The 18574-nt window shown below is 69.9% G+C and carries 17 protein-coding genes and 1 tRNA gene; 6 read left to right on the forward strand and 12 right to left on the reverse strand.

Features of this window, described 5'->3' with window-relative positions:
- Window positions 1–8: 8 nt before the first annotated feature.
- Window positions 9–1508, reverse strand: a complete 1500-nt coding sequence (locus tag HD557_RS20605; RefSeq protein ID WP_196875264.1) for a cytochrome ubiquinol oxidase subunit I — start codon at window positions 1506–1508, stop codon at window positions 9–11.
- Between the two features lie 732 nt (window positions 1509–2240).
- Between HD557_RS20605 and HD557_RS20610 the strand changes: the two genes are divergently transcribed.
- Entirely contained in the window at window positions 2241–4805 is a 2565-nt protein-coding gene (locus HD557_RS20610) for a LuxR C-terminal-related transcriptional regulator (protein WP_196875266.1), read from the forward strand.
- On the opposite strand, the gene HD557_RS20615 is transcribed toward HD557_RS20610, so the two are convergent.
- Window positions 4766–5065, reverse strand: a complete 300-nt coding sequence (locus HD557_RS20615) for a hypothetical protein (protein ID WP_196875268.1) — start codon at window positions 5063–5065, stop codon at window positions 4766–4768. The two genes, HD557_RS20610 and HD557_RS20615, sit on opposite strands and share 40 nt — an antisense overlap.
- Window positions 5066–5209: 144 nt before the next feature.
- Window positions 5210–6610 carry a cystathionine beta-synthase gene (locus tag HD557_RS20620; protein ID WP_040755316.1) on the reverse strand — a complete coding sequence of 467 codons (1401 nt, stop codon included), beginning with the start codon at window positions 6608–6610 and terminating at the stop codon, window positions 5210–5212.
- Window positions 6611–6697: 87 nt separating this feature from the next.
- Here HD557_RS20620 and HD557_RS20625 point away from each other — a divergent pair, with 87 nt between their 5' ends.
- Window positions 6698–7714 (forward strand): SGNH/GDSL hydrolase family protein, encoded by a 1017-nt coding sequence (locus HD557_RS20625; RefSeq protein ID WP_307785671.1) that lies wholly within the window; start codon window positions 6698–6700, stop codon window positions 7712–7714.
- A 123-nt stretch (window positions 7715–7837) separates the two neighbouring features.
- Here HD557_RS20625 and HD557_RS20630 read toward each other — a convergent pair whose 3' ends face one another.
- Window positions 7838–8686 (reverse strand): Bax inhibitor-1/YccA family protein, encoded by an 849-nt coding sequence (locus HD557_RS20630; RefSeq protein WP_008359284.1) that lies wholly within the window; start codon window positions 8684–8686, stop codon window positions 7838–7840.
- Window positions 8687–8858: 172 nt separating this feature from the next.
- Between HD557_RS20630 and HD557_RS28405 the strand changes: the two genes are divergently transcribed.
- Both HD557_RS28405 and HD557_RS20640 read left to right on the forward strand, forming a co-directional pair.
- Window positions 8859–9329 carry an HNH endonuclease signature motif containing protein gene (locus tag HD557_RS28405; protein WP_008359286.1) on the forward strand — a complete coding sequence of 157 codons (471 nt, stop codon included), beginning with the start codon at window positions 8859–8861 and terminating at the stop codon, window positions 9327–9329.
- Window positions 9320–9398 (forward strand) — tRNA-Leu (locus HD557_RS20640). Before HD557_RS28405 ends, HD557_RS20640 begins: the two co-directional genes overlap by 10 nt.
- A gap of 21 nt (window positions 9399–9419) precedes the next feature.
- Here HD557_RS20640 and def read toward each other — a convergent pair.
- The 7 genes from def to eno all read right to left on the reverse strand — a co-directional run bounded on the left by def (window position 9420) and on the right by eno (window position 14794).
- Complete coding sequence (gene def / locus HD557_RS20645; RefSeq protein WP_008359288.1) at window positions 9420–9956, reverse strand: peptide deformylase; 537 nt, start codon at window positions 9954–9956, stop codon at window positions 9420–9422.
- Between the two features lie 20 nt (window positions 9957–9976).
- Entirely contained in the window at window positions 9977–10495 is a 519-nt protein-coding gene (locus HD557_RS20650) for a glycine cleavage system protein R (RefSeq protein ID WP_196875269.1), read from the reverse strand.
- An 85-nt stretch (window positions 10496–10580) separates the two neighbouring features.
- Window positions 10581–11279 carry a hypothetical protein gene (locus HD557_RS20655; protein ID WP_040755318.1) on the reverse strand — a complete coding sequence of 233 codons (699 nt, stop codon included), beginning with the start codon at window positions 11277–11279 and terminating at the stop codon, window positions 10581–10583.
- Between the two features lie 100 nt (window positions 11280–11379).
- A complete protein-coding gene (locus tag HD557_RS20660; protein WP_196875271.1) occupies window positions 11380–12303 on the reverse strand; it encodes a Ppx/GppA phosphatase family protein in 924 nt (307 codons plus the stop codon).
- A 4-nt stretch (window positions 12304–12307) separates the two neighbouring features.
- Entirely contained in the window at window positions 12308–12817 is a 510-nt protein-coding gene (locus HD557_RS20665) for a DUF501 domain-containing protein (protein ID WP_008359297.1), read from the reverse strand.
- Window positions 12818–12821: 4 nt separating this feature from the next.
- The gene (locus HD557_RS20670) at window positions 12822–13430 is read right to left on the reverse strand and encodes an FtsB family cell division protein (protein ID WP_008359298.1); all 609 of its coding nucleotides are present in this window, start codon (window positions 13428–13430) and stop codon (window positions 12822–12824) included.
- A gap of 86 nt (window positions 13431–13516) precedes the next feature.
- Window positions 13517–14794, reverse strand: coding sequence for a phosphopyruvate hydratase (eno, locus tag HD557_RS20675; RefSeq protein WP_196875272.1), 1278 nt, complete (start codon window positions 14792–14794; stop codon window positions 13517–13519).
- Between the two features lie 237 nt (window positions 14795–15031).
- On the opposite strand from eno, the gene HD557_RS20680 reads away from it, so the two are divergent.
- Window positions 15032–17380: an esterase-like activity of phytase family protein gene (locus tag HD557_RS20680; RefSeq protein ID WP_196875274.1), complete on the forward strand. Its 2349-nt coding sequence runs from the start codon at window positions 15032–15034 to the stop codon at window positions 17378–17380.
- Between the two features lie 61 nt (window positions 17381–17441).
- Here HD557_RS20680 and HD557_RS20685 read toward each other — a convergent pair whose 3' ends face one another.
- A complete protein-coding gene (locus tag HD557_RS20685) occupies window positions 17442–17795 on the reverse strand; it encodes a winged helix-turn-helix transcriptional regulator (protein ID WP_196875275.1) in 354 nt (117 codons plus the stop codon).
- 93 nt (window positions 17796–17888) lie between these two features.
- On the opposite strand from HD557_RS20685, the gene HD557_RS20690 reads away from it, so the two are divergent.
- Window positions 17889–18512, forward strand: coding sequence for a malonic semialdehyde reductase (locus HD557_RS20690; protein WP_196875277.1), 624 nt, complete (start codon window positions 17889–17891; stop codon window positions 18510–18512).
- Window positions 18513–18574 lie beyond the last annotated feature (62 nt).

Here is an 18574-nt window from a genome sequence, read left to right on the forward strand (position 1 = left end):
CAGGCTCCTCAGTACGCGAAGTTCATCGGCTCGTCGGCATCCGAATCGGAGCCGCGCAGGGAGGGTGAGGGAGGCTCGACGAACGGGTCCGGAGCCTTCTTCACGTACTTCATCAGCAGCCCCACCTCGATGACGGCGAGCACCGCGTAGAGCGCCGTGAACCCGAGCAGCGACATCCAGACCTCCCAGGGCTCGACGCCCGGCGAGACACCGTTGGCGGTGGTCAGCACCCCGAAGACCACCCACGGCTGGCGCCCCATCTCGGTGAAGATCCACCCCATCGAGTTGCCCAGCAGCACCATCACCGGCGCGGAGATCGCCAGCGCGGGGAGCACCCGTCCCACGAACCCTGTCGGCGTACGTCCCCTGCGGGTCAGCCACAGCACCGCCAGCCCGACGAGGCCACCGACGACGCCGAGGCCCATCATCCAGCGGAAGGTCCAGTAGGTGACCGGGATGTTGGGGGTGTAGTCGCCGGGCGAGTAGTAGGTCGCACCCGGCGCTGCCCCGTAGGTCTCGCGGTACTTCTCCTGCAGGTCGTAGATGCCCTCGACCTTGCCGTCGAAGGTGCCGGTGCCGAGGAAGGAGAGCACGCAGGGCACCTCGAGGGCCCACTTCTCGTGCTTCCCGTCGCGCGTGCCGATGGTCAGGACCGAGAACGGCGCGCACGAGTCCGAGGTCTCCCACAGGGCCTCGGCGGCCGCCATCTTCATCGGCTGCACCTCGGTCATGATCTTGCCCTGGATGTCACCCGAGACCGCGACCCCGACGCCGGAGAAGACCATGATCCAGGCGGCCAGCACCATGCCACGCCGGTACATCGGACGGTCGTCGTTGGCAGTATCCATTGCCTCGGGCTCCGCTTCGGCAGGCCCCGGCCGGCGCAGGTAGAGCCAGCCCAGGATGCCGAGCATGAAGGCGGCCGAGGTCAGGTACGCCGCGAGGATGACGTGCGGGAACGTACCCAGCTGCACCTTGTTGAACATCACCGCCCAGAAGTCGGTGAGCTCGGCGCGGCCGGTGACCTCGTTGAACTTGTAGCCGACCGGGTGCTGCATCCAGGAGTTGGCCGCCAGGATGAACCACGACGACGCCAGGGTGCCGAGGTGGACGATCCACATGCACGCGTTGTGCAGCGCCCGGGGCAGCTTGTCCCAACCGAAGATCCACAGGCCGAGGAAGGTCGACTCCAGAAAGAACGCCAGCAGTGCCTCGATCGCCAGCGGAGCCCCGAAGACGTCCCCCACGAACCGGGAGTAGTCCGACCAGGTCATCCCGAACTGGAACTCCTGCACGATCCCGGTGACCACACCGAGCGCGAAGTTGATCAGGAAGAGCTTGGCGAAGAACTTGGTCAGGCGAAGCCACTCAGGGTTCTTCGTACGCAGCCAGATCGTCTCCAGCACGGCGACGAGCATGGTGAGTCCCACCGTGAGCGGGACGAACAGAAAGTGGTAGACGGTCACGATGCCGAACTGCCACCTGGCTAACTCCAGGACGCTGTCCACGCCAGTCACTATGACACTTCCGCATCACCGGCCACACCACCCCCTCCCCTAGGCATACGTCCCATGTGTCGTGGCTTACGTCCCTTGTGAATTGCTTCACGAGCTGGACCGCCACCTGCCCAACTCGGCGCCCATCGCCACAAAGCCCAGCGCTGAAGCGCTCCTCGTCTGGACGCAGCGGAGCGAGGGAGCGAAGCGACTGAGCGCAGCGGAGGAAGACGAGGATCAAGCGCAGGCGCTGCGCGAATTGCGAAGCAATCGCCCAAAGCACAGCGCTGAAGCGCTCCTCGTCTGGACGCAGCGCAGTGAGGAGCGAAGCGACGAACGGAGCGGAGGAAGACGAGGATCAAGCGAAAGCGCTCGCGAATTGCGAAGCAATCGCAAACAACTGAGCCCGGCCGCCCTGGGCTCGAGGTCACGACCGCGGGGGGATGATCGCGACCTCGAGTCCGGGACGGCCGGGCTCTCAGCTCTTCGTGCCACCAGGGCCGCAATCAGATGGGGGAGCTGATGCGGCGACCTGGTGGTCACTCAGTGGTGCAGGCCGAGGCGAACCTCAGCCCGTGAGATCACTATCTCATCATCCTGGGCCAGTGGTTGCGGTCGCGGACGGACTGTTTACGTACTGTAAACAGGTAACCTGCGTATCAGTAGACCTAATACGCGGGCGATACAGCGCTCCCACAGAAAATCCGGTATGCATTTGGATGTACCTTGAGGTGGGGGGTGACCATGTCGGATCGCGAAGGTGTCCTCGCGCGGGTGGTCGACGAGGTCGCCGACTACGTCGGTGCGGGCCTGAGCGTGCATCTGGTCGGCCCGCGAGGATCGGGCCGCAGCGAGCTCTGCGCGCTGGTCGCCGACCGGCTCGAGGACGAGGGCCTGTCCGTGTTCCAGCTCAGCGGGCACCGCGCCTGGCAGAACGAGCCGTTCGCCGCGCTGCTCGCCGCGGGCATCGGCGGCGCGACGCCGCCGGGGCCGCGTAGGACCATCGGCGAGATGACCGCGGCGCTGAGCAAGCAGCTCGGCAACGGCACCGTCCTGGTGATCGACGACGCCGACGCCCTCGACACCTACTCGGTCGGCGCCCTGCGCAACATCCACCGCCAGCGGCGCCTGCTGGCGGTGACCAGCAGCCGCCACCAGCACCCGGTCGCCGAGAACACGCTGATGCTGGGCATCGCGCCGTCGGTCCAGGTGCGCTCCCCTGCGCTCGAGGTCGACGAGGTGCACGAGGTGTGCCGGGCGATCCTGGGCGGCCCGGTCGAGGCCGGGTCGCTGGCCCGGATCACGATGGCGACGGGCGGGCTGCTCGGCTTGGTCCGGGCCATCGCCACCGTCGGGCCCCGGGCAGGGGTGCTGGAGCAGCTCGACGGGCTGTGGCGGTTGCCGCGGCGTACGGGCTGGGCTCCTGAGCTGGCCTCGGCCGTCGAGCCGCTGGTCGCCGGGCTCGACCAGGCCGCCTGGGACGGCGCGACCGCGCTCGCGGTGACGGGTCCGGTGCCGCTGGACGAGGCCGAGAAGCTGCTCGAGCGCGATGTGCTCGACGCGCTCTTCGCCCACGGGCTGGCGCGCCACAGCGAGGACGGACCGGGCAGCGGCGTCGTGGGCCTCTACCCGCCGCTCATCGGCGACTACCTGATCACCGAGGGGTCGGCGTTCGGGCTGGTGATCGCACGCAACCACCTCGCCGCCGACCAACGCCTCCTCGACCACGCCACCCACCGGCCCCGCGGCGCCGATGCCGCCCTCCTCCACCAGCGTTCGCTGCGCCAGATGGCCGACGAGGTCGCCCGCGCGCGCCGCGCCTGGACCGAGATGCCCTCGCCCGAGACCGCGCTGCCGCTGCTCGTCGCGCTCCGCAACACCGCCGCGCCTCGTGACCAGATCGACGAGGTCGAGCGGCGCACCCCGCTGACCGACACCCAGGAGTCGGCCTGGATGCTGGCGTGGTTCGCCACCTGGAAGGCGGTCGAGTTGGGTGGCCTGAAGGAGGCCAAGGCCGTCCTCGACGACGGGCTGACGCGACTGCCCGCCTTCGCCGCGACGCTCGAGGCCTCCCGGGCCCACCTGCAGTTCCAGACCGAGTACGTCCCCGAGGTGCCCACCGTCGAGCCCGACCCGCGCGACACGGTCGGCCCGGAGATGCTCGCGGTCGTCGCAGCCGAGCGCCTCCTCTCCGCCGGGATGGTCGAGCAGGCGCGCAACCTGCTGGAGAGCCAGCAGCCGCAGAACCCGCTGCCTGCGGGGCTGCACGCCTTCCTCGTCGGGCTGGCCGACGTGCTCGGCGGTGATCTCGACCGCGGCATCGACTTCGCCCGCGAGCAGCTCGAGGCGGCCACCCAGAGCTCGAGCGCGATGCTCATCCAGGCCCACGCCTATCTGTGCGTACTCGGCCTGAGCATCGCCGGCCGGCTGACCGAGGCGAGCCAGGCGGCCTTCCAGAGCCTCTCGTCCTCGAGCGTCGCCGCCTACCGCGACGTCGCCCACACCGGCATCCTGACCCTCGGCGCCGAGATCGCGATGGCGCAGGGCCGCCCGGAGTACGCCCGCAGCCTCGCCTCCCAGATCGGTGGCGCGAAGGTGGCCTTCGGCCCGTGGCCCGGGATGGTGGCGAGCATCATGGCGCCGGCCAACGGCCGGATGCCCAGCCTCAAGGAGCTGTGCGAGCTCGTCGGCCAACGCCTGGACGCCGGCTACGTCACCGGTGGCATCTTCCTCGCCATCGAGGCGGTCGAGCGCGGCGCCAACGAGAACAAGCACATCACCCGTGCCGCCAGCCTCGCGGCCGGCACCGAGAGCCCGCTGCTGCAGGGCATGGGGGCGTACGCAGCCGCCACCGCCGCCGGCGACGTCGACGCCCTCCGCGAGGCGATCGTGATCCTCGCCGATGCCGGCGCCCTCGTCTTCGTGACCCGGGCCGCCATCTCGCTGGCGATCCTGCAGCGTGAGGCCGGCAATCTGACCGAGGCCGCCGAGACGCTCGACCTCGCCTGGGAACGCTCCGAGATCTCCGGCAGCCGAGCCGGGCTGTTCCGCCGCGCGGCGACCCACATCGGGCTCTCCGGTCGGGAGAGCGAGGTGCTCCGGCTGCTGCCCGACGGCCCCACGACCGCCTCGTTGGCCGCGGACCTCGAGATGAGCACCCGCACGGTGGAGACCCACCTGCACAACATCAGCCGCAAGACCGGGGTCTCCGGGCGCGAGGACCTCGCCCGGGTGGCGAGCACCTGGCTGCGGCCGGCACCGAACGGCGACTACTCAGCCGGGGTCAGGCACTTCACCAGCGGCTCGTAGAGCTCCTTGCTGGCCTTCTGGTCGGCCTTCGACAGGTCCTCCGGGCTGATCTTGGAGACGTCCTCGGCCTCGACCAGGAGCCGCACCGCCTCGTCGGAGAGGTCGGACTCGTAGTAGGTCTTCGCCAGGCACGCGGACTGGTCCTCGGTCACCTGGTCACCGCTGCTCTTGGTGATCTGGCTCTCGATGTCCGCGACGCTGGGACGATCGCTGCCACTGCTGCTGTCCTGGCCGCCGCCGCAGGCAGTCAGCGAGAACAACGCGAGCAGAGAGGCCGCCGCCAGAGCCGACCGGCGAAATCGACGGTCTCGGGCTCCGCTTCGGCGCATGTGGGGGTACGCGATCATGACCACGCATCATGGCGTACGCCACCCTCCCCCGCTAGAGGGGAGGGTATCGCGGCCTCAGGAGCTGGTCAGGAAGAAGAGCAGGTCCTGACGGGTCAGGACACCGACCGGCTTGCCGTCCTCGTGCACCAGCAGCGCGTCGGAGCTGCCCAGGGTGTGGGCGGCATCGTGAGCGTCGGCACCGGAGCCGATCGAGGGCAGTGGCGGCGACATGTGCTCCTCGACGGAGTCGGTGAGCTTGGCCTTGCCGGTGAACAGCGCCTCCAGCAGGGTGCGCTCCGAGACCGAGCCCGCGACCTCGGCGGCCACGATCGGCGGCTCGGCACGCACGACCGGCATCTGCGAGACGCCGTACTCCTGCAGGATGTGCACCGCCTCGGCGATCGTCTCGCCCGGGTGGGTGTGGACCAGGTCGGGCAGCCGGCCGGACTTGCCGCGCAGCACGTCGCCGACGGTCTGCTTCGCGGCCTCGCCGGTCGCGAAGCCGTACTGCGCCAGCCACTCGTCGTTGAACACCTTGGTCAGGTAGCCGCGCCCGGAGTCGGGCAGCAGCACGACGATCACGGCGTTCTCGCCCTCCGGCGTGCCGGCCAGCTCCGCGGCGAGCTGCTTGGCGGCGTACGCAGCCATGCCGGCGCTGCCGCCGACGAGCAGCTGCTCCTCGCGGGCGAGCCGGCGGGTGTAGGCGAAGGAGTCGGCGTCGGAGACCTCGATGATCCGGTCGGCGATGTCGCGGTCGTAGGTGTCCGGCCAGAAGTCCTCGCCGACGCCCTCGACCAGGTAGGGCCGACCGGTGCCGCCGGAGTAGACGCTCCCGGCGGGGTCGGCGCCGATGATCTGGACGTCCGGGTTCTGCTCCTTGAGGTAGCGGCCGATCCCGGAGATCGTGCCGCCGGTGCCGACACCGGCCACGAAGTGGGTGATCCGGCCTTCGGTCTGGCGCCAGATCTCGGGGCCGGTCTCCTCGTAGTGGGAGCGCGGGTTGTTGGGGTTGGCGTACTGGTTCGGCTTCCAGGCGCCGGGCTGCGAGGCGAGCCGGTCGGAGACGTTGTAGTAGGAGTCGGGGTGCTCGGGCGGCACGGCCGTGGGGGCGACGACGACCTCGGCGCCGTAGGCCTTCAGCACGTTGCGCTTGTCCTCGCTGACCTTGTCAGGGCAGACGAAGATGCACTTGTAGCCCTTCTGCTGGGCGACCATCGCCAGGCCGACACCGGTGTTGCCGGAGGTGGGCTCGACGATCGTGCCGCCGGGCTGCAGCTCACCGGAGGCCTCGGCCGCCTCGATCATCCGGGTGGCGATGCGGTCCTTCACCGAACCGCCCGGGTTGAGGTATTCCACCTTGGCCAGAACCAGCGGTCCCTGGCCGGGTTCAGAGGCCCCGGCGCCGTCCAGCGCACGCCCCAGCCGCACGAGCGGAGTGTTGCCAATAAGGTCGAGAAGCGAGTCCACGTACTCCATGGCGACAGCGTATGTCCACTAGGTGAGATCCCCTATATCCCGATACTGAGTGCCCGGTAATGGGCCGAAGACTTTAGAGTGTTCCCCGTGGCGAAGAAGAGTCTGGCTCGCAAGACCGCGTACGCCGGTGGGGGTGTTCTGGCCGCGACAGCCGCGTTCGCCGGGGTCCTCGTCGCGGAAGCGGCGCTTGCCGTCAGGGCGACCCACCAGGTGAAGATGCCCGTGGCACCGTCGCCGACGGGGTGGTACGGAGCGCGTCAGCCGGGGCGTCCGATCAACATCGCGCTGCTCGGTGACTCGAGCGCCGCGGGCTACGGGATGACCGAGGTCGAGGACACGCCCGGCGCCGTCCTCGCCTCCGGCGTCTCCGAGAAGGCACACCGGCCGGTGCGTCTGCACGACCTCTCCGAGATCGGCGCGAAGTCCTCCGACCTGCACCCCCAGGTCGAGAAGGCGATCGCCGCCGACGCCGACATCGCGGTGATCCTGGTCGGCTCCAACGACGTGATCCGCCGGGTGCGCCCGCGGGTCGCGGTGAGCCACCTCGCCCAGGCCGTCATCCGGCTCCAGGAGGCGGGGGTCAAGGTGCTCGTCGGCACCGTCCCCGACCTCAGCACGGCCACCCCGATCCTGCCTCCGCTGCGCTCGATCATGCGGGCCTGGTCGATCCGCATCGCCGCCGGACAGATCTTCCACGTCATCCGCGCCGGCGGCCACACGGTGTCGCTGGGCGACGTCCTCGGTCCGGCCTTCAAGGCCACTCCGGCGTTCTGGTTCGGCGCCGACCTGTTCCACCCCTCCGCTGCCGGCTACCACGCCCTCGGCGAGGTGCTGGTCCCGCCGACGCTCTCGGTGCTGGGCCTCGTCGGCGACGAGAACGCCATCCTGGAGACCTACAACGGCAAGCACGTGATGCCGCTCGCCGCTGCCTCCCTGCGCGCCGTCATCCGGCCGGGAACCGAGATCGACCCGGCGCCGCGTCCGCGTGGACGCTTCGGCAACTGGGCGCGTGCCCGGTCCTTCGAGAACGAGCAGCGCACGCCTCACCGTGGCGAGCGTCCCTCGGAGACTCCCCCGCTCGCCGAGCGGCAGGCCGCCCGCTAGCCCCGCTGGTCGAGCCGCCGGAGCCGCTATGCGGAGGCGTGTCGAGACCAACACTGTTGGCATGCGAAACGAACCGCCCCGCGCCTTGGAGGCGCGGGGCGGTTGTTGCTTGTCAGCGGGCGATCAGTCCTGCTGGAAGATCGCCAGCAGGCGGAGCAGGTTGGTGTAGATCCAGACGAGGCTGACGGTCAGGCCGAAGACGGCGCGCCACGACTCACGCTCAGGGAGCTGGGCGCGGATGCCCTGCTCGATCTGGTCGAAGTCGAGGATCAGCATGAACACACCGAGCGCGAGGCCGGCGATGGCGGTGACCATGCCCAGCGTGCCGAGGCCGAAGAGGCCGAAGCTGGCGCCGAAGAAGCCGAGCACGAGCTCCATCAGGCTCAGGCCCACCATGCCGAACATGGCCGCGATCACGAAGGTGCGGAACTTGTTGCCGACCTTGATGTTGAAGAACTTGTACGCAGCCAGGGTGCCCGCGAACGCGGCGAAGGTGCCGATCACGGCCTGGACGACGATGCCGCCACCGATCATGGCGTCGAACGTCTTGCTCAGCGCGCCCAGGGCGACGCCCTCGGCAACGGCGAAGGCAAGGACCAGCGCCGGGCTGACGACACGCTTGAACGAGTTGACCAGGGACAGGATGAAGGCCGCACCGGCACCGAGGGTCGCGGCCAGGTAGAGCGGCGCGAGGTTGGCGGTGGAGTCGATGGCGGGGGTCATCACCCAGGTCGCGATGGCGGCGAGGAAGACGACACCGAGGGTGATCGCGCCCTTCTGCACCACCGAGTCGATCGTCATGGGGGCGCCCGTGGTGGGCGCCTGGGGGGCGCCGGTCGACCACTGGCTCGGGTCCTGCCCGTAGCCGGCGTACGGAGCGCCGTTGCCACCGTAGGTCGCGTTGCCGTAGGCGTTCTGCGACGGCTGCCCGAAGCCCTCTGCCCTACGGAACACCGGGTTGTTGCTCTGCATCTGGGGGTCACTCCTCGAAAGCGACGTGAAAGGTTCCGCCACGGTGGCGGCTCCTGTGGCCAGCGTACCGGCCCTGTGTCTCACTCAACGTCCGGGACGACCCTGAGGTTCCCGCAGTAACGCGACTGTCGGACGTCAACGGCAGACAGAGAAGGATGCCATACTGTTTGGTATGCCGGGCCGCACGCGCGGATGGACCGCATCGGATCTCGAAAGAGCCGTGTCCCTCTCGTTTTCCATTGCCGAGGTCCTTCGTCGACTCGACCTTCGGGCAGCAGGTGGCAACTACGCCACGATCCGCAACGCGATCGATCAAGCAGGCCTGGATACATCCCACTTCAGCGGCCAGGCCTGGAGCAAGAACGTCGTGCTCGGGGCGCGGCGGACGCTCGACGCCTACCTCTCCAACGACTATCCGATCAGTTCGCATCGCCTGAGACTGCGCTTGATCAACGAGGGCGTCATGCCCGCAAAGTGCAACAAGTGTGGCGGCGTGGAATGGTTGGGCCAGCCGATTCCCCTGGAGCTCGACCACCGAGATGGCAACTCCAAGAACAACCGACTCGAGAATCTTGAGTTGCTCTGTCCGAACTGTCACGCTCAGACACCCACCTACCGGGGAAAGAATCGCAAGCGGGCGTAGGCCAACGGCGAGCCGGGGACCTTAAAAGTCCTGTCGAATGTGTGGGTTCGAATCCCACCGCCCGCACCAACCACCCATCAACCGCAGGCGTCATAAGTACGTCTGGCGCTGGTGGAGCGCGTGGGCGCCGGCGACGCGGTCGATGAAGAGCAGACCGTTGGTGTGGTCGATCTCGTGCTGCAGGCAGCGGGCCTCGAAGGCGTCGGTGACGATCTCGACGGTCTCGCCGGTGACCGGGAGCTGGCCGCGTACCTTCAGCCGGGAGGCGCGCTTCACGTCACCGGTCAGGTCGGGGACGGACATGCAGCCCTCGCGGGCCTTCTCGTTGCGGCTGGCCTCGACGACCTCGGCGTTGCACAGGACGTACGTCCCGTGGTGGGTGCGCGTCTTCACGTGGGTGGAGACGTCGACGCAGAAGATCCGGGCCGAGACCCCGACCTGGTCTGCGGCCAGGCCGACGCAGCCGGGCGAGACCCGCATGGTGGCGATCAGGTCGGCGGCGAGCTGGACGGTCTCGGGGGCGGCGGGGTCGACGTCCTTGCCGGGGACGGAGAGGACGTGGGCGGGGGCGCGTACGACGTCGAGGACCTTGCCCTCGACACCCAGCTCGGCTTCCGTCCAGGACAAGACTCGTTCGTTGATCCCGCTCACAGGTCGTCGGCCTCGATCGGCCGCAGGGTGGCGTCGACGCCGAGCTCCTGGGTGACCCGCTTGATCGACGCCTCGAGCACGGCGACGTCGGCGTCCGCCGGCAGCTCGAGCTCGGCGACGACGACATAGAGGTCGCCGGAGAGACGGGTGGTCAGGTCGGTGATGTTGCCACCGACGGCGGCGATCTCGGCGGTCACCGTGGAGACGATGCCGGGGCGGTCGCCGCCGTGGACGGAGAGGACGAAGAGCTGGCCGGAGCCGGCCGGGGCCTGCTCCTCGGGGAGCTCGTAGACCGTGACCGTCAAGGTGCCGTCGGACGCGATCGGCTCGAGGTCGGCTCGGATGGCCTCCGTGGTCGCCTCACCCGCGCAGAGCAGCGTCATCGCGAAGTGACCTCGCAGCCGGGTCATCGTCGAGTCCTCGAGGTTGAGTCCGAGTCCGGCGAGACGGGCGGTGGTGTCGGCGATGATCCCCGGGCGGTCGTGTCCCAGGACGGTGATGGCGTGGATGGTCACACAACCATTGTCACCCGCGGCCTGCCGAACGCAGACCGCGGGTGACGCAGTTGGCCCGCTATGAGGATCAGCGCCGGAGCGCGGATCAGCCGCGGAACCAGTTGTCGGTCTTCTTCTCCTCCGCGGGGTCGACCGGCTCGGGAGCGTACTCGGGCGTGCCCTCCGGGGTCGGCTTGACCGCGGTGTCGCCGCCGCCCAGGTCGTCGTAGGACGTCTGGTCGGTGTCGGCCGGAGGGGCCGGCGGGGGCGGGACCTCGGTGGCGTAGGGGTCGGCCGGGTCGATCGGGTCGGTGAGCGGGTCACCGGTGACACCGGCCTGCGGAGCGGACGGCGCCGGCGGAGCGGGCGGGTAGCCGCCGTACTCGCTGGTCGAGGACGAGCCCGTGGTCGACTCCGGGGCAGCCGGGGCCTCCGAGACGAACCCGTCGGCGGCAGGCGCCGCGGCGGACTCGGGGGTGGACTCCGGCACCGAGCCGTTCCGGTGCAGCTTGTCGGAGGCGACCCCGGCAGCGGCCGAGACCTTCTCCTTGGCCTGCTCCGCGTAGGGGCCGGCCTTCTCCTTGACGGTGGCCGCGTAGGGCCCCGCCTTCTCCTTCACGGCCTCGGCATAAGGAGCAGCCTTCTCCTTCAAGGGCGCCGCCTTCTCCGAGGCGGTCGCGAGGGCCGACTGGACGCGCGGGTCGCTGGTGACCTTGTTCGCGCCGGCCTTCAGCTGCTCAGACTTGTTCTTGACCAGCACGCCGACACCAGCGGCAGCGATGGCAAGCAGGATGAGCTTTTTCACTTCTTGACCTTCCGAGAGACAGCATTTGGTTCTGTTTGATGGGTACGCCGGTGAACCCAAACCTAGGCGCCAAACACAAAGATCAAGTCCCCCGACATGCCTAGTCTCTAACGGACCAGGCGATTCCGTCGAGGATGTCGGACTCGGAGACGAGGAGAGAGTCGACACGCGTGCGCCTGAGGATCCGGCTGAGGATCACACCGCCCGCGGCGATCACGTCGGCCCGGCCGGGATGCATCCAGGGCAGCGCCAGCCGCTCGTTGACGGTCATCGCCAGCAGCCGGTCGACGAGCCGGTGGACGTCGTCGGGAGAGACCTCGGCATGGTCGGTGGCGGTGCGGTCGTACGCAGCCAGCTCGAGCAGCCCCATGGTCAGCTGGATCATGGTGCCGCCGACGGCGACCACGGTGCGGGCGGCGGCCGGGTCGACCGGGCAGTCGTCGAGGTGGGCGTCGATGTCGCGTACGCAGGCCTCGATCTCCTCCCGCGTCGGCGGATCGGAGCGCAGATGACGCTCATGGAGCCGCACCGACCCGATGTCCATGCTGTCCGCCGCGCTGACGCCCATCGTGGGGCCGTCGCCGAGGATGAGCTCGGTGGAGCCGCCGCCGATGTCGATCACCAGCACCGGCGGCTCCGGGGTGCCACGCAGGTTGCGGGCCGCGCCGCCGAAGGAGAGCGCCGCCTCCTCCGCCCCGGTGACGACCTCGGGCGTGACCCCGAGGCGCTCGCGTACGCCGTCGGTGAAGGTGGCCGCGTTGGCGGCGTCCCGGGTGGCCGAGGTGGCCACGAAGCGCACCCGCTCGACGCCGTGCTCTCGGATCATCGCGGCGTACTCGTCGATGGCGCCGAAGGCCCGCTCCAGGGCCTCGTCGGCGAGCACACCGGTGCGGTCGACACCCTGGCCGAGGCGGACCATGCGGGCCTCGCGTACGTCCTCGGTCAGGCCGTCCGCGGTGACCGTGGCGATCAGCAGCTTGATCGTGTTGGTGCCGCAGTCGATCGCCGCGACCCGTTGCGTCACAGAGTCACTGCTCCTCGTCCTCGAGGTCGAGGTCCACGCACGGGCCGGACCTCCACCACTCACCGAGGCGCTCGAGCACCTCGTCGCCGAGCGGGTTGACGCCGGGGCCCTGGGCCAGCGCCTGGCCGGCGAGGACGTGCAGGCACTTGACCCGATTCGGCATCCCACCTGCGGAGATGCCGTGGATCTCGGGCGGGTCGCCGAGCTCGTAGCGCGCCTCGAGGTAGGCCTCGTGGGCCTTCGCGTAGGCGGCGGCGAGCTCCTCGTCCTCGGCCAGCCGCGCCTCCATGTCCTTCATCACGTGGGTGCCCTCGAGGGTGCCGATCTTCGAGGCGGCCCGCGGGCAGGTGAGATAGAAGGTCGTGGGGAACGGGGTGCCGTTGGGCAGCCGCGGCTCGGTGGTCACCACATCGGGCAGCGAGCACGGGCAGCGGTGCCCGACCTCGTGGATCCCCCGGGGCTCGCGTCCCAGCTGTGCCGCGATCGCGGCCACGTCCTTGGGATCGATGGCCATGTCTTCAGTCTTTCTTCTGCTTGGGCGGGTCGATCTCCGACTCCGGCCCGTCTCCAGTCTGCTCCGGCGGGTCACCGGCCAGCAGCACGGAGCCCCACGCATCGTCCCACCACGCCTTCGGCTGCTCCGCACTGCCCACCGACTTGGGGTCGGTGAGCTCCGGCTCGGTCTGGATGCGCTCGCCGTTCTCGTCGAGGGCGACGTACGCCGTCTCCCCCGGCATCACGAAGCCGAACCGCTCCCGGGCCTGCTGCTGGACGTAGGCGGGGTCCTCCCAGCGACGGGTCTGCTCCTCGAGCTGCTTGATGTGCTCCTTGCGCTGGGCGATCTCGGTCTGGAGCGCGTTGATGTCGTGGCGCTGCTGCAGGTAGGCGCGCAGCGAGGAGGCGTAGGAGATCACCAGCACCGCGGCCACCACGATGATCATCATCGCCCGGCCGGTCAGCTTGGGCCGGCGCAGCCGCTTGCGCAGGGCGTCGATGCCGGCGCCCGACGGTGGCCGGACCGGGAGCGGGGCACGCGGCCGTCGCCCCGGACCCTGTGGGGCCCGAGGACCGCGTACGCGCTTGCTCTGACTCTGCTGCCCCGGTCCCTGCGTTGCCACGTCGCTCATCCTCCCATCCACGACCTACCTCCGGGCGGCAGACGCGCGGCGGCCCGTGTCCTGAGGACACGGGCCGCCGCGGCGTACGGGATTCCCTAGGCCTGGTAGCGCGGGAAGGCGGAGGCGCCGGCGTAACGGGCGGCCTCGCCGAGCTCGTCCTCGATGCGGAGGAGCTGGTTGTACTTCGCGACGCGCTCGGAGCGGGCCGGGGCACCGGTCTTGATCTGGCCGGAGCCGACGGCGACGGCCAGGTCGGCGATGGTGGTGTCCTCGGTCTCGCCGGAGCGGTGGGACATCATCGTCTTGAAGCCGGCCCGGTGGGCCATGTCGACCGCGTCGAGGGTCTCGGTAAGGGTGCCGATCTGGTTGACCTTGACCAGCAGCGCGTTGCCCTGGCCGCCCTCGATGCCGCGGGCGAGCCGCTCGACGTTGGTGACGAACAGGTCGTCGCCGACGAGCTGGGTCTTGGAGCCGATGGCGTCGGTGATCGCCTTCCAGCCGTCCCAGTCCTCCTCGTCGAGCGGGTCCTCGATGGAGACGATCGGGTAGGCGGCGACGAGCTCCTCGTAGTAGGCGGTCATCTCCTGCGCGGTCTTCTTGGCACCCTCGAACAGGTAGGCGCCGTCCTCGTAGAACTCGGAGGCGGCCACGTCCAGCGCCAGCACGACGTCCTTGCCGAGCTCGTAGCCGGCCTTGCCGATCGCCTCGGCGATCAGGTCCAGGGCGGCGCGGTTGGACTCGAGGTTGGGCGCGAAGCCGCCCTCGTCGCCCAGGCCGGTGGCCAGGCCCTTCGCCTTCAGCACGGACTTGAGCGCGTGGTAGACCTCGGCGCCGATGCGCAGCGCCTCGGCGAAGGTCGGCGCGCCGATCGGCGCGATCATGAACTCCTGGATGTCGACGTTGGAGTCCGCGTGGGAGCCACCGTTGAGGATGTTGAGCATCGGCACCGGCAGCACGTGGGCGTTGGGGCCGCCGACGTAGCGGAACAGGGAGAGGCCGGCCGAGTCGGCGGCGGCCTTCGCGACGGCGAGCGAGACGCCGAGGATCGCGTTGGCGCCGGCCTTGGCCTTGTTGGGGGTCGCGTCGGCCTCGATCATCGCCTGGTCGATGGCGCGCTGGTCGTCGGCGTCGAAGCCCTCGATCGCGGGGGCGAGGGTCTCCACGACGGCGGTGACGGCGTTCTGCACGCCCTTGCCGCCGTAGCGCTCCCCGCCGTCGCGCAGCTCGACGGCCTCGAAGGCTCCGGTCGAGGCGCCACTGGGCACCTGGGCGCGGGCGAAGGTGCCGTCGTCGAGGACGACCTCAACTTCCACAGTCGGGTTGCCTCGCGAATCGAGGATCTCGCGGGCGCCTACGGCGTCGATCGATGCCACTGAACTACTCCTGGGTCAGGAATGGATTGATGGAGAGAGGGGGTGATGTCCGTCAGCCTATTACTCGGCCGGATGGGCCTGGCGATTGGAACGTTAACCGGACAGTAGGGGTGCCACCGAGGGCGCCCACCTGGTGTTCATCGGGGAGTCGGCCGGTCGAAACGTACGTGATGCCTCGGCGCGCAGTGCCGCCGAGATCGTTCGTGCCGGCAATGATCTTCCGAGAGGAACCCCGACATGCAGCTCCTGCACAACCGACTCACGCTGGCCGGTATCGGCGCCCTGGCCATCGGGGGCCTGGGCGTCTCGATGATGACCGTCCTCGGCGGCACCGCCGCCGCGGGACCCGGCCGGCACGGCGAGTTCAGCCGGCTCGCGACCTATCCGGTCTTCCAGAACGTGCTGGCCGGGATCGACCCGGCCGCCGCGACCGTCGCCGAGATCTCGGCGGTCTCCGAGGACGGCAAGACCCTTGCCTACACCGACGCGGCCGGCGGCCGGATCGGCTTCCTGGACATCACCGACCCGTCCTCGCCGGAGGGGCTCGGCAGCCACGACGTCTCCGGCGGCAAGGGCGGCTCGCCCACGTCGGTCTCGATCGTGGGCGACCACGCGCTCGTGGTCGTCGACGAGTCGACGTACCCCGGTCTCGAGGACACCGAGTGGGAGGACGAGGAGCCTGCCGTCGGCACCCGTGCCGGGCGGATCGACGTGATCTCGCTGGCCGCCCCGCACGAGGAGGTCGCCTCGTACGATCTCGGCGGCCAGCCGGACTCGATCGCGGTCAGCCCGGACGGGACGTACGCCGCGATCGCGATGGAGAACCAGCGCAACGAGGCCGCCACCCCTGCCGGTGGCGAGGAGGGCGACCTGCCCCAGGCACCGGCCGGGTCGGTCGCGATCGTCCGCCTCGACGGCGGTCCGACCGAGTGGCAGATCACCGACGTGCCGCTGCCCGCCTCGGCGCTGAAGGGACTGGACACACCGGAGGACGCGGAGCCGGAGTACGTCGACATCAACGCCGACAACCAGCTCGCGCTGAGCCTCCAGGAGAACAACGGCGTCGCGATCATCGACCTCCCCTCCGCGACCGTCGAGACGGCGTGGAGCGCCGGGAACGCGGTCGTCCCCGGTGTGGACACGACCAAGGACGGGCGCTTCAACCCGGTCGACACCATCGACGCACCGCGCGAGCCCGACTCGATCCAGTGGGTCGGACCCGGGCTGGTCGCGACGGCGAACGAGGGCGACTGGAAGGGCGGCACCCGCGGCTGGACCGTCTTCCGCGCCGCGACCGGCGAGGTCGTCTGGGACGCCGGATCCAGCTTCGAGGACCTCGCCACGAAGTACGGCCTGCACAACGACTCCCGCGCCGCCAAGAAGGGCGCCGAGCCCGAGGGGCTGGCCTTCGAGACCTTCGGCGGCGTGCCGTACGCCTTCGTGGGCTCCGAGCGCAGCAACTTCGTGGCCGTCTACGACATGCGTACGCCGTCTTCTCCGAAGTTCACGCAGGTGCTGCCGGCGACCAACGGGCCCGAGGGGCTGCTGCCGATCCCGTCGCGCAACCTGCTGGCGGTCTCCTCGGAGGAGGACTCGGCCGAGGACCTGGTGCGTGCCACGGTCTCGCTCTACGGGTTCGGTCGGAAGCGGTCATCGTCCTTCCCGACGGTCGAGTCGGCCTCGCGGAACGGCAAGCCGATCGGCTGGGGCGCGCTGGGTGCGCTCTCGAAGGTCCCCGGTGAGCCCGGCAAGCTCTACGCGGCCAGCGACGCCGCCTACGCCACCGGCCGCATCTACAGCCTGGATGTCCGCCGCTCTCCGGCTGTGATCCGCGACGTCCTCGAGGTCACGACCGCCTCCGGCGAGATCGCCGAGGACCTCGACATCGAGGGCCTGGTCGGGCGCCGCGGCGGCGGCTTCTGGGTGGCGAACGAGGGTGCGACCGGCGCCGGGAACGCGCTGCTCCGCCTCGACCGCGTCGGCCGGATCGCCGAGACGGTCCCGCTGCCCGCGGAGATCGCCGAGAAGGTCGGCAAGTGGGGCCTCGAGGGCGTCACGGTGACTGGCAGGGGTCGCACCGAGAAGGTGTACGTCGCGCTCCAGCGCCCGCTGTGGGCCGACTCGACCGCGAAGAAGCCCGGTGTGGACGGCGCGAGCACGGCCCGGATCGGCCGCTACACCCCGTCCACGGGCACCTGGGAGTGGTTCGGCTACGGCCTGGAGCCGACCGCGGTGGCCGGCGACTGGATCGGGCTCTCCGAGATCACCGCCGTCGACGAGGACACCCTCGCCGTGATCGAGCGCGACAAGCAGAACGGCACCACGGCGGCGATCAAGCGGGTCTACACGGTCGACGTGCCCCGCCACGGCACCACCGGGCTGAGCCCCGTGAGCCCGCTGCGCAAGCGCCTGGCGTACGACCTGCTGCCCGCGCTGCAGAGCACCCACGGGTGGACCCAGGAGAAGCTCGAGGGATTCACCGTCGGCGCCGACGGCCGCGCCTACGCGGTGACCGACAACGACGGCCTCGACGACGCCACCGGAGAGACGGTCTTCCTCGACCTCGGCAAGGCGTTCAAGCGCTGAGAGGCGCCTTCACGCCGGCCCGTCACCGTTCGGTGGCGGGCCGGTGTCGTTCGTGGACCGGTCAGTCCTCGGAGCAGTCGCCGGCCGGCAGGTGGGTGCCGGCCCACTCGGTGAGCGCGCCCAGGGTCGGCGCGAGCGCGGCACCGGAGCCGGTGAGCGCGTAGCGGACCGCCACCGGCGGGCCGGGGTCGACCTCGCGGGCGAGCAGGCCGAGGCCGGCCAGCTCGCTGAGGCGCTCGGAGAGCATCGAGTCGCTGATCCCGGCCACCGCTCGCTTGAGCTCGGCGAAGCCGAGCGGGCCCTGGGTCAGGCTGCCGAGGATCACGCCGTTCCAACGCTTGCCGAGGAAGTCGAAGGCCCGCACGAGCGCTGCGTTGCACACCTGTGGATCGTGTGCGGGCTTCGTCGCGGGCATGCCTCCCAGCCTACAGGACTTGCCTGAATACTGAGGGACTACTATTTTCGAAGTAACCGGAATAATCCTAGTAACCACGGAGTTCAGAGCGACATGACCGAGACCACTGCCCTCGAGACCACCACCCTCGAGAAGCTGGACCCCCGCGGCCGCCAGATCGTCTTCACCGGTGCGCGCACGTCCAACACCTTTGCCGACACCCCTGTCACCGACGAGGAGCTCGCCGACATCTGGGAGCTCACCCGCTGGACTCCGACGATGGCCAACACCCAGCCGCTGCGGGTCGTGTTCGTGCGCACGGCCGAGGGCAAGGAGCGCCTGCTCCCGCACATCGCCGAGGGCAACGTCGAGAAGACGAAGGCCGCCCCGGCGACCGCGATCGTCGCCTACGACAACAACTGGCACGAGGAGATCCCCAACGTCTTCCCGATCCGCCCGGAGATGAAGGACTACTTCCACGCCGACGAGGACGCCCGCCACGGTGCCGGCGGCTGGTCCGCCGGCCTGCAGGCCGGCGCCTTCATCCTCGCCGTCCGCGCGGCCGGGCTCGCCGCCGGCCCGATCGCGGGCTACGACACCGCGGGCGTCGACAAGGAGTTCTTCCCCGACGGCGACTGGACCGCGAAGATGATCGTCAACATCGGCCACCCCGGCGAGAACCCCTGGTTCGACCGCCTCCCCCGCGTCGACGCCGACACCGCCGTCAAGTGGGCCTGACCCGCTGACCTGCCCGGATGAGGCGCTCGCTTGCCGTCACGGCGAGCGAGCGCCTCTGTGTT

It is taken from the genome of Nocardioides luteus, assembly GCF_015752315.1.
Lineage (GTDB): Bacteria > Actinomycetota > Actinomycetes > Propionibacteriales > Nocardioidaceae > Nocardioides.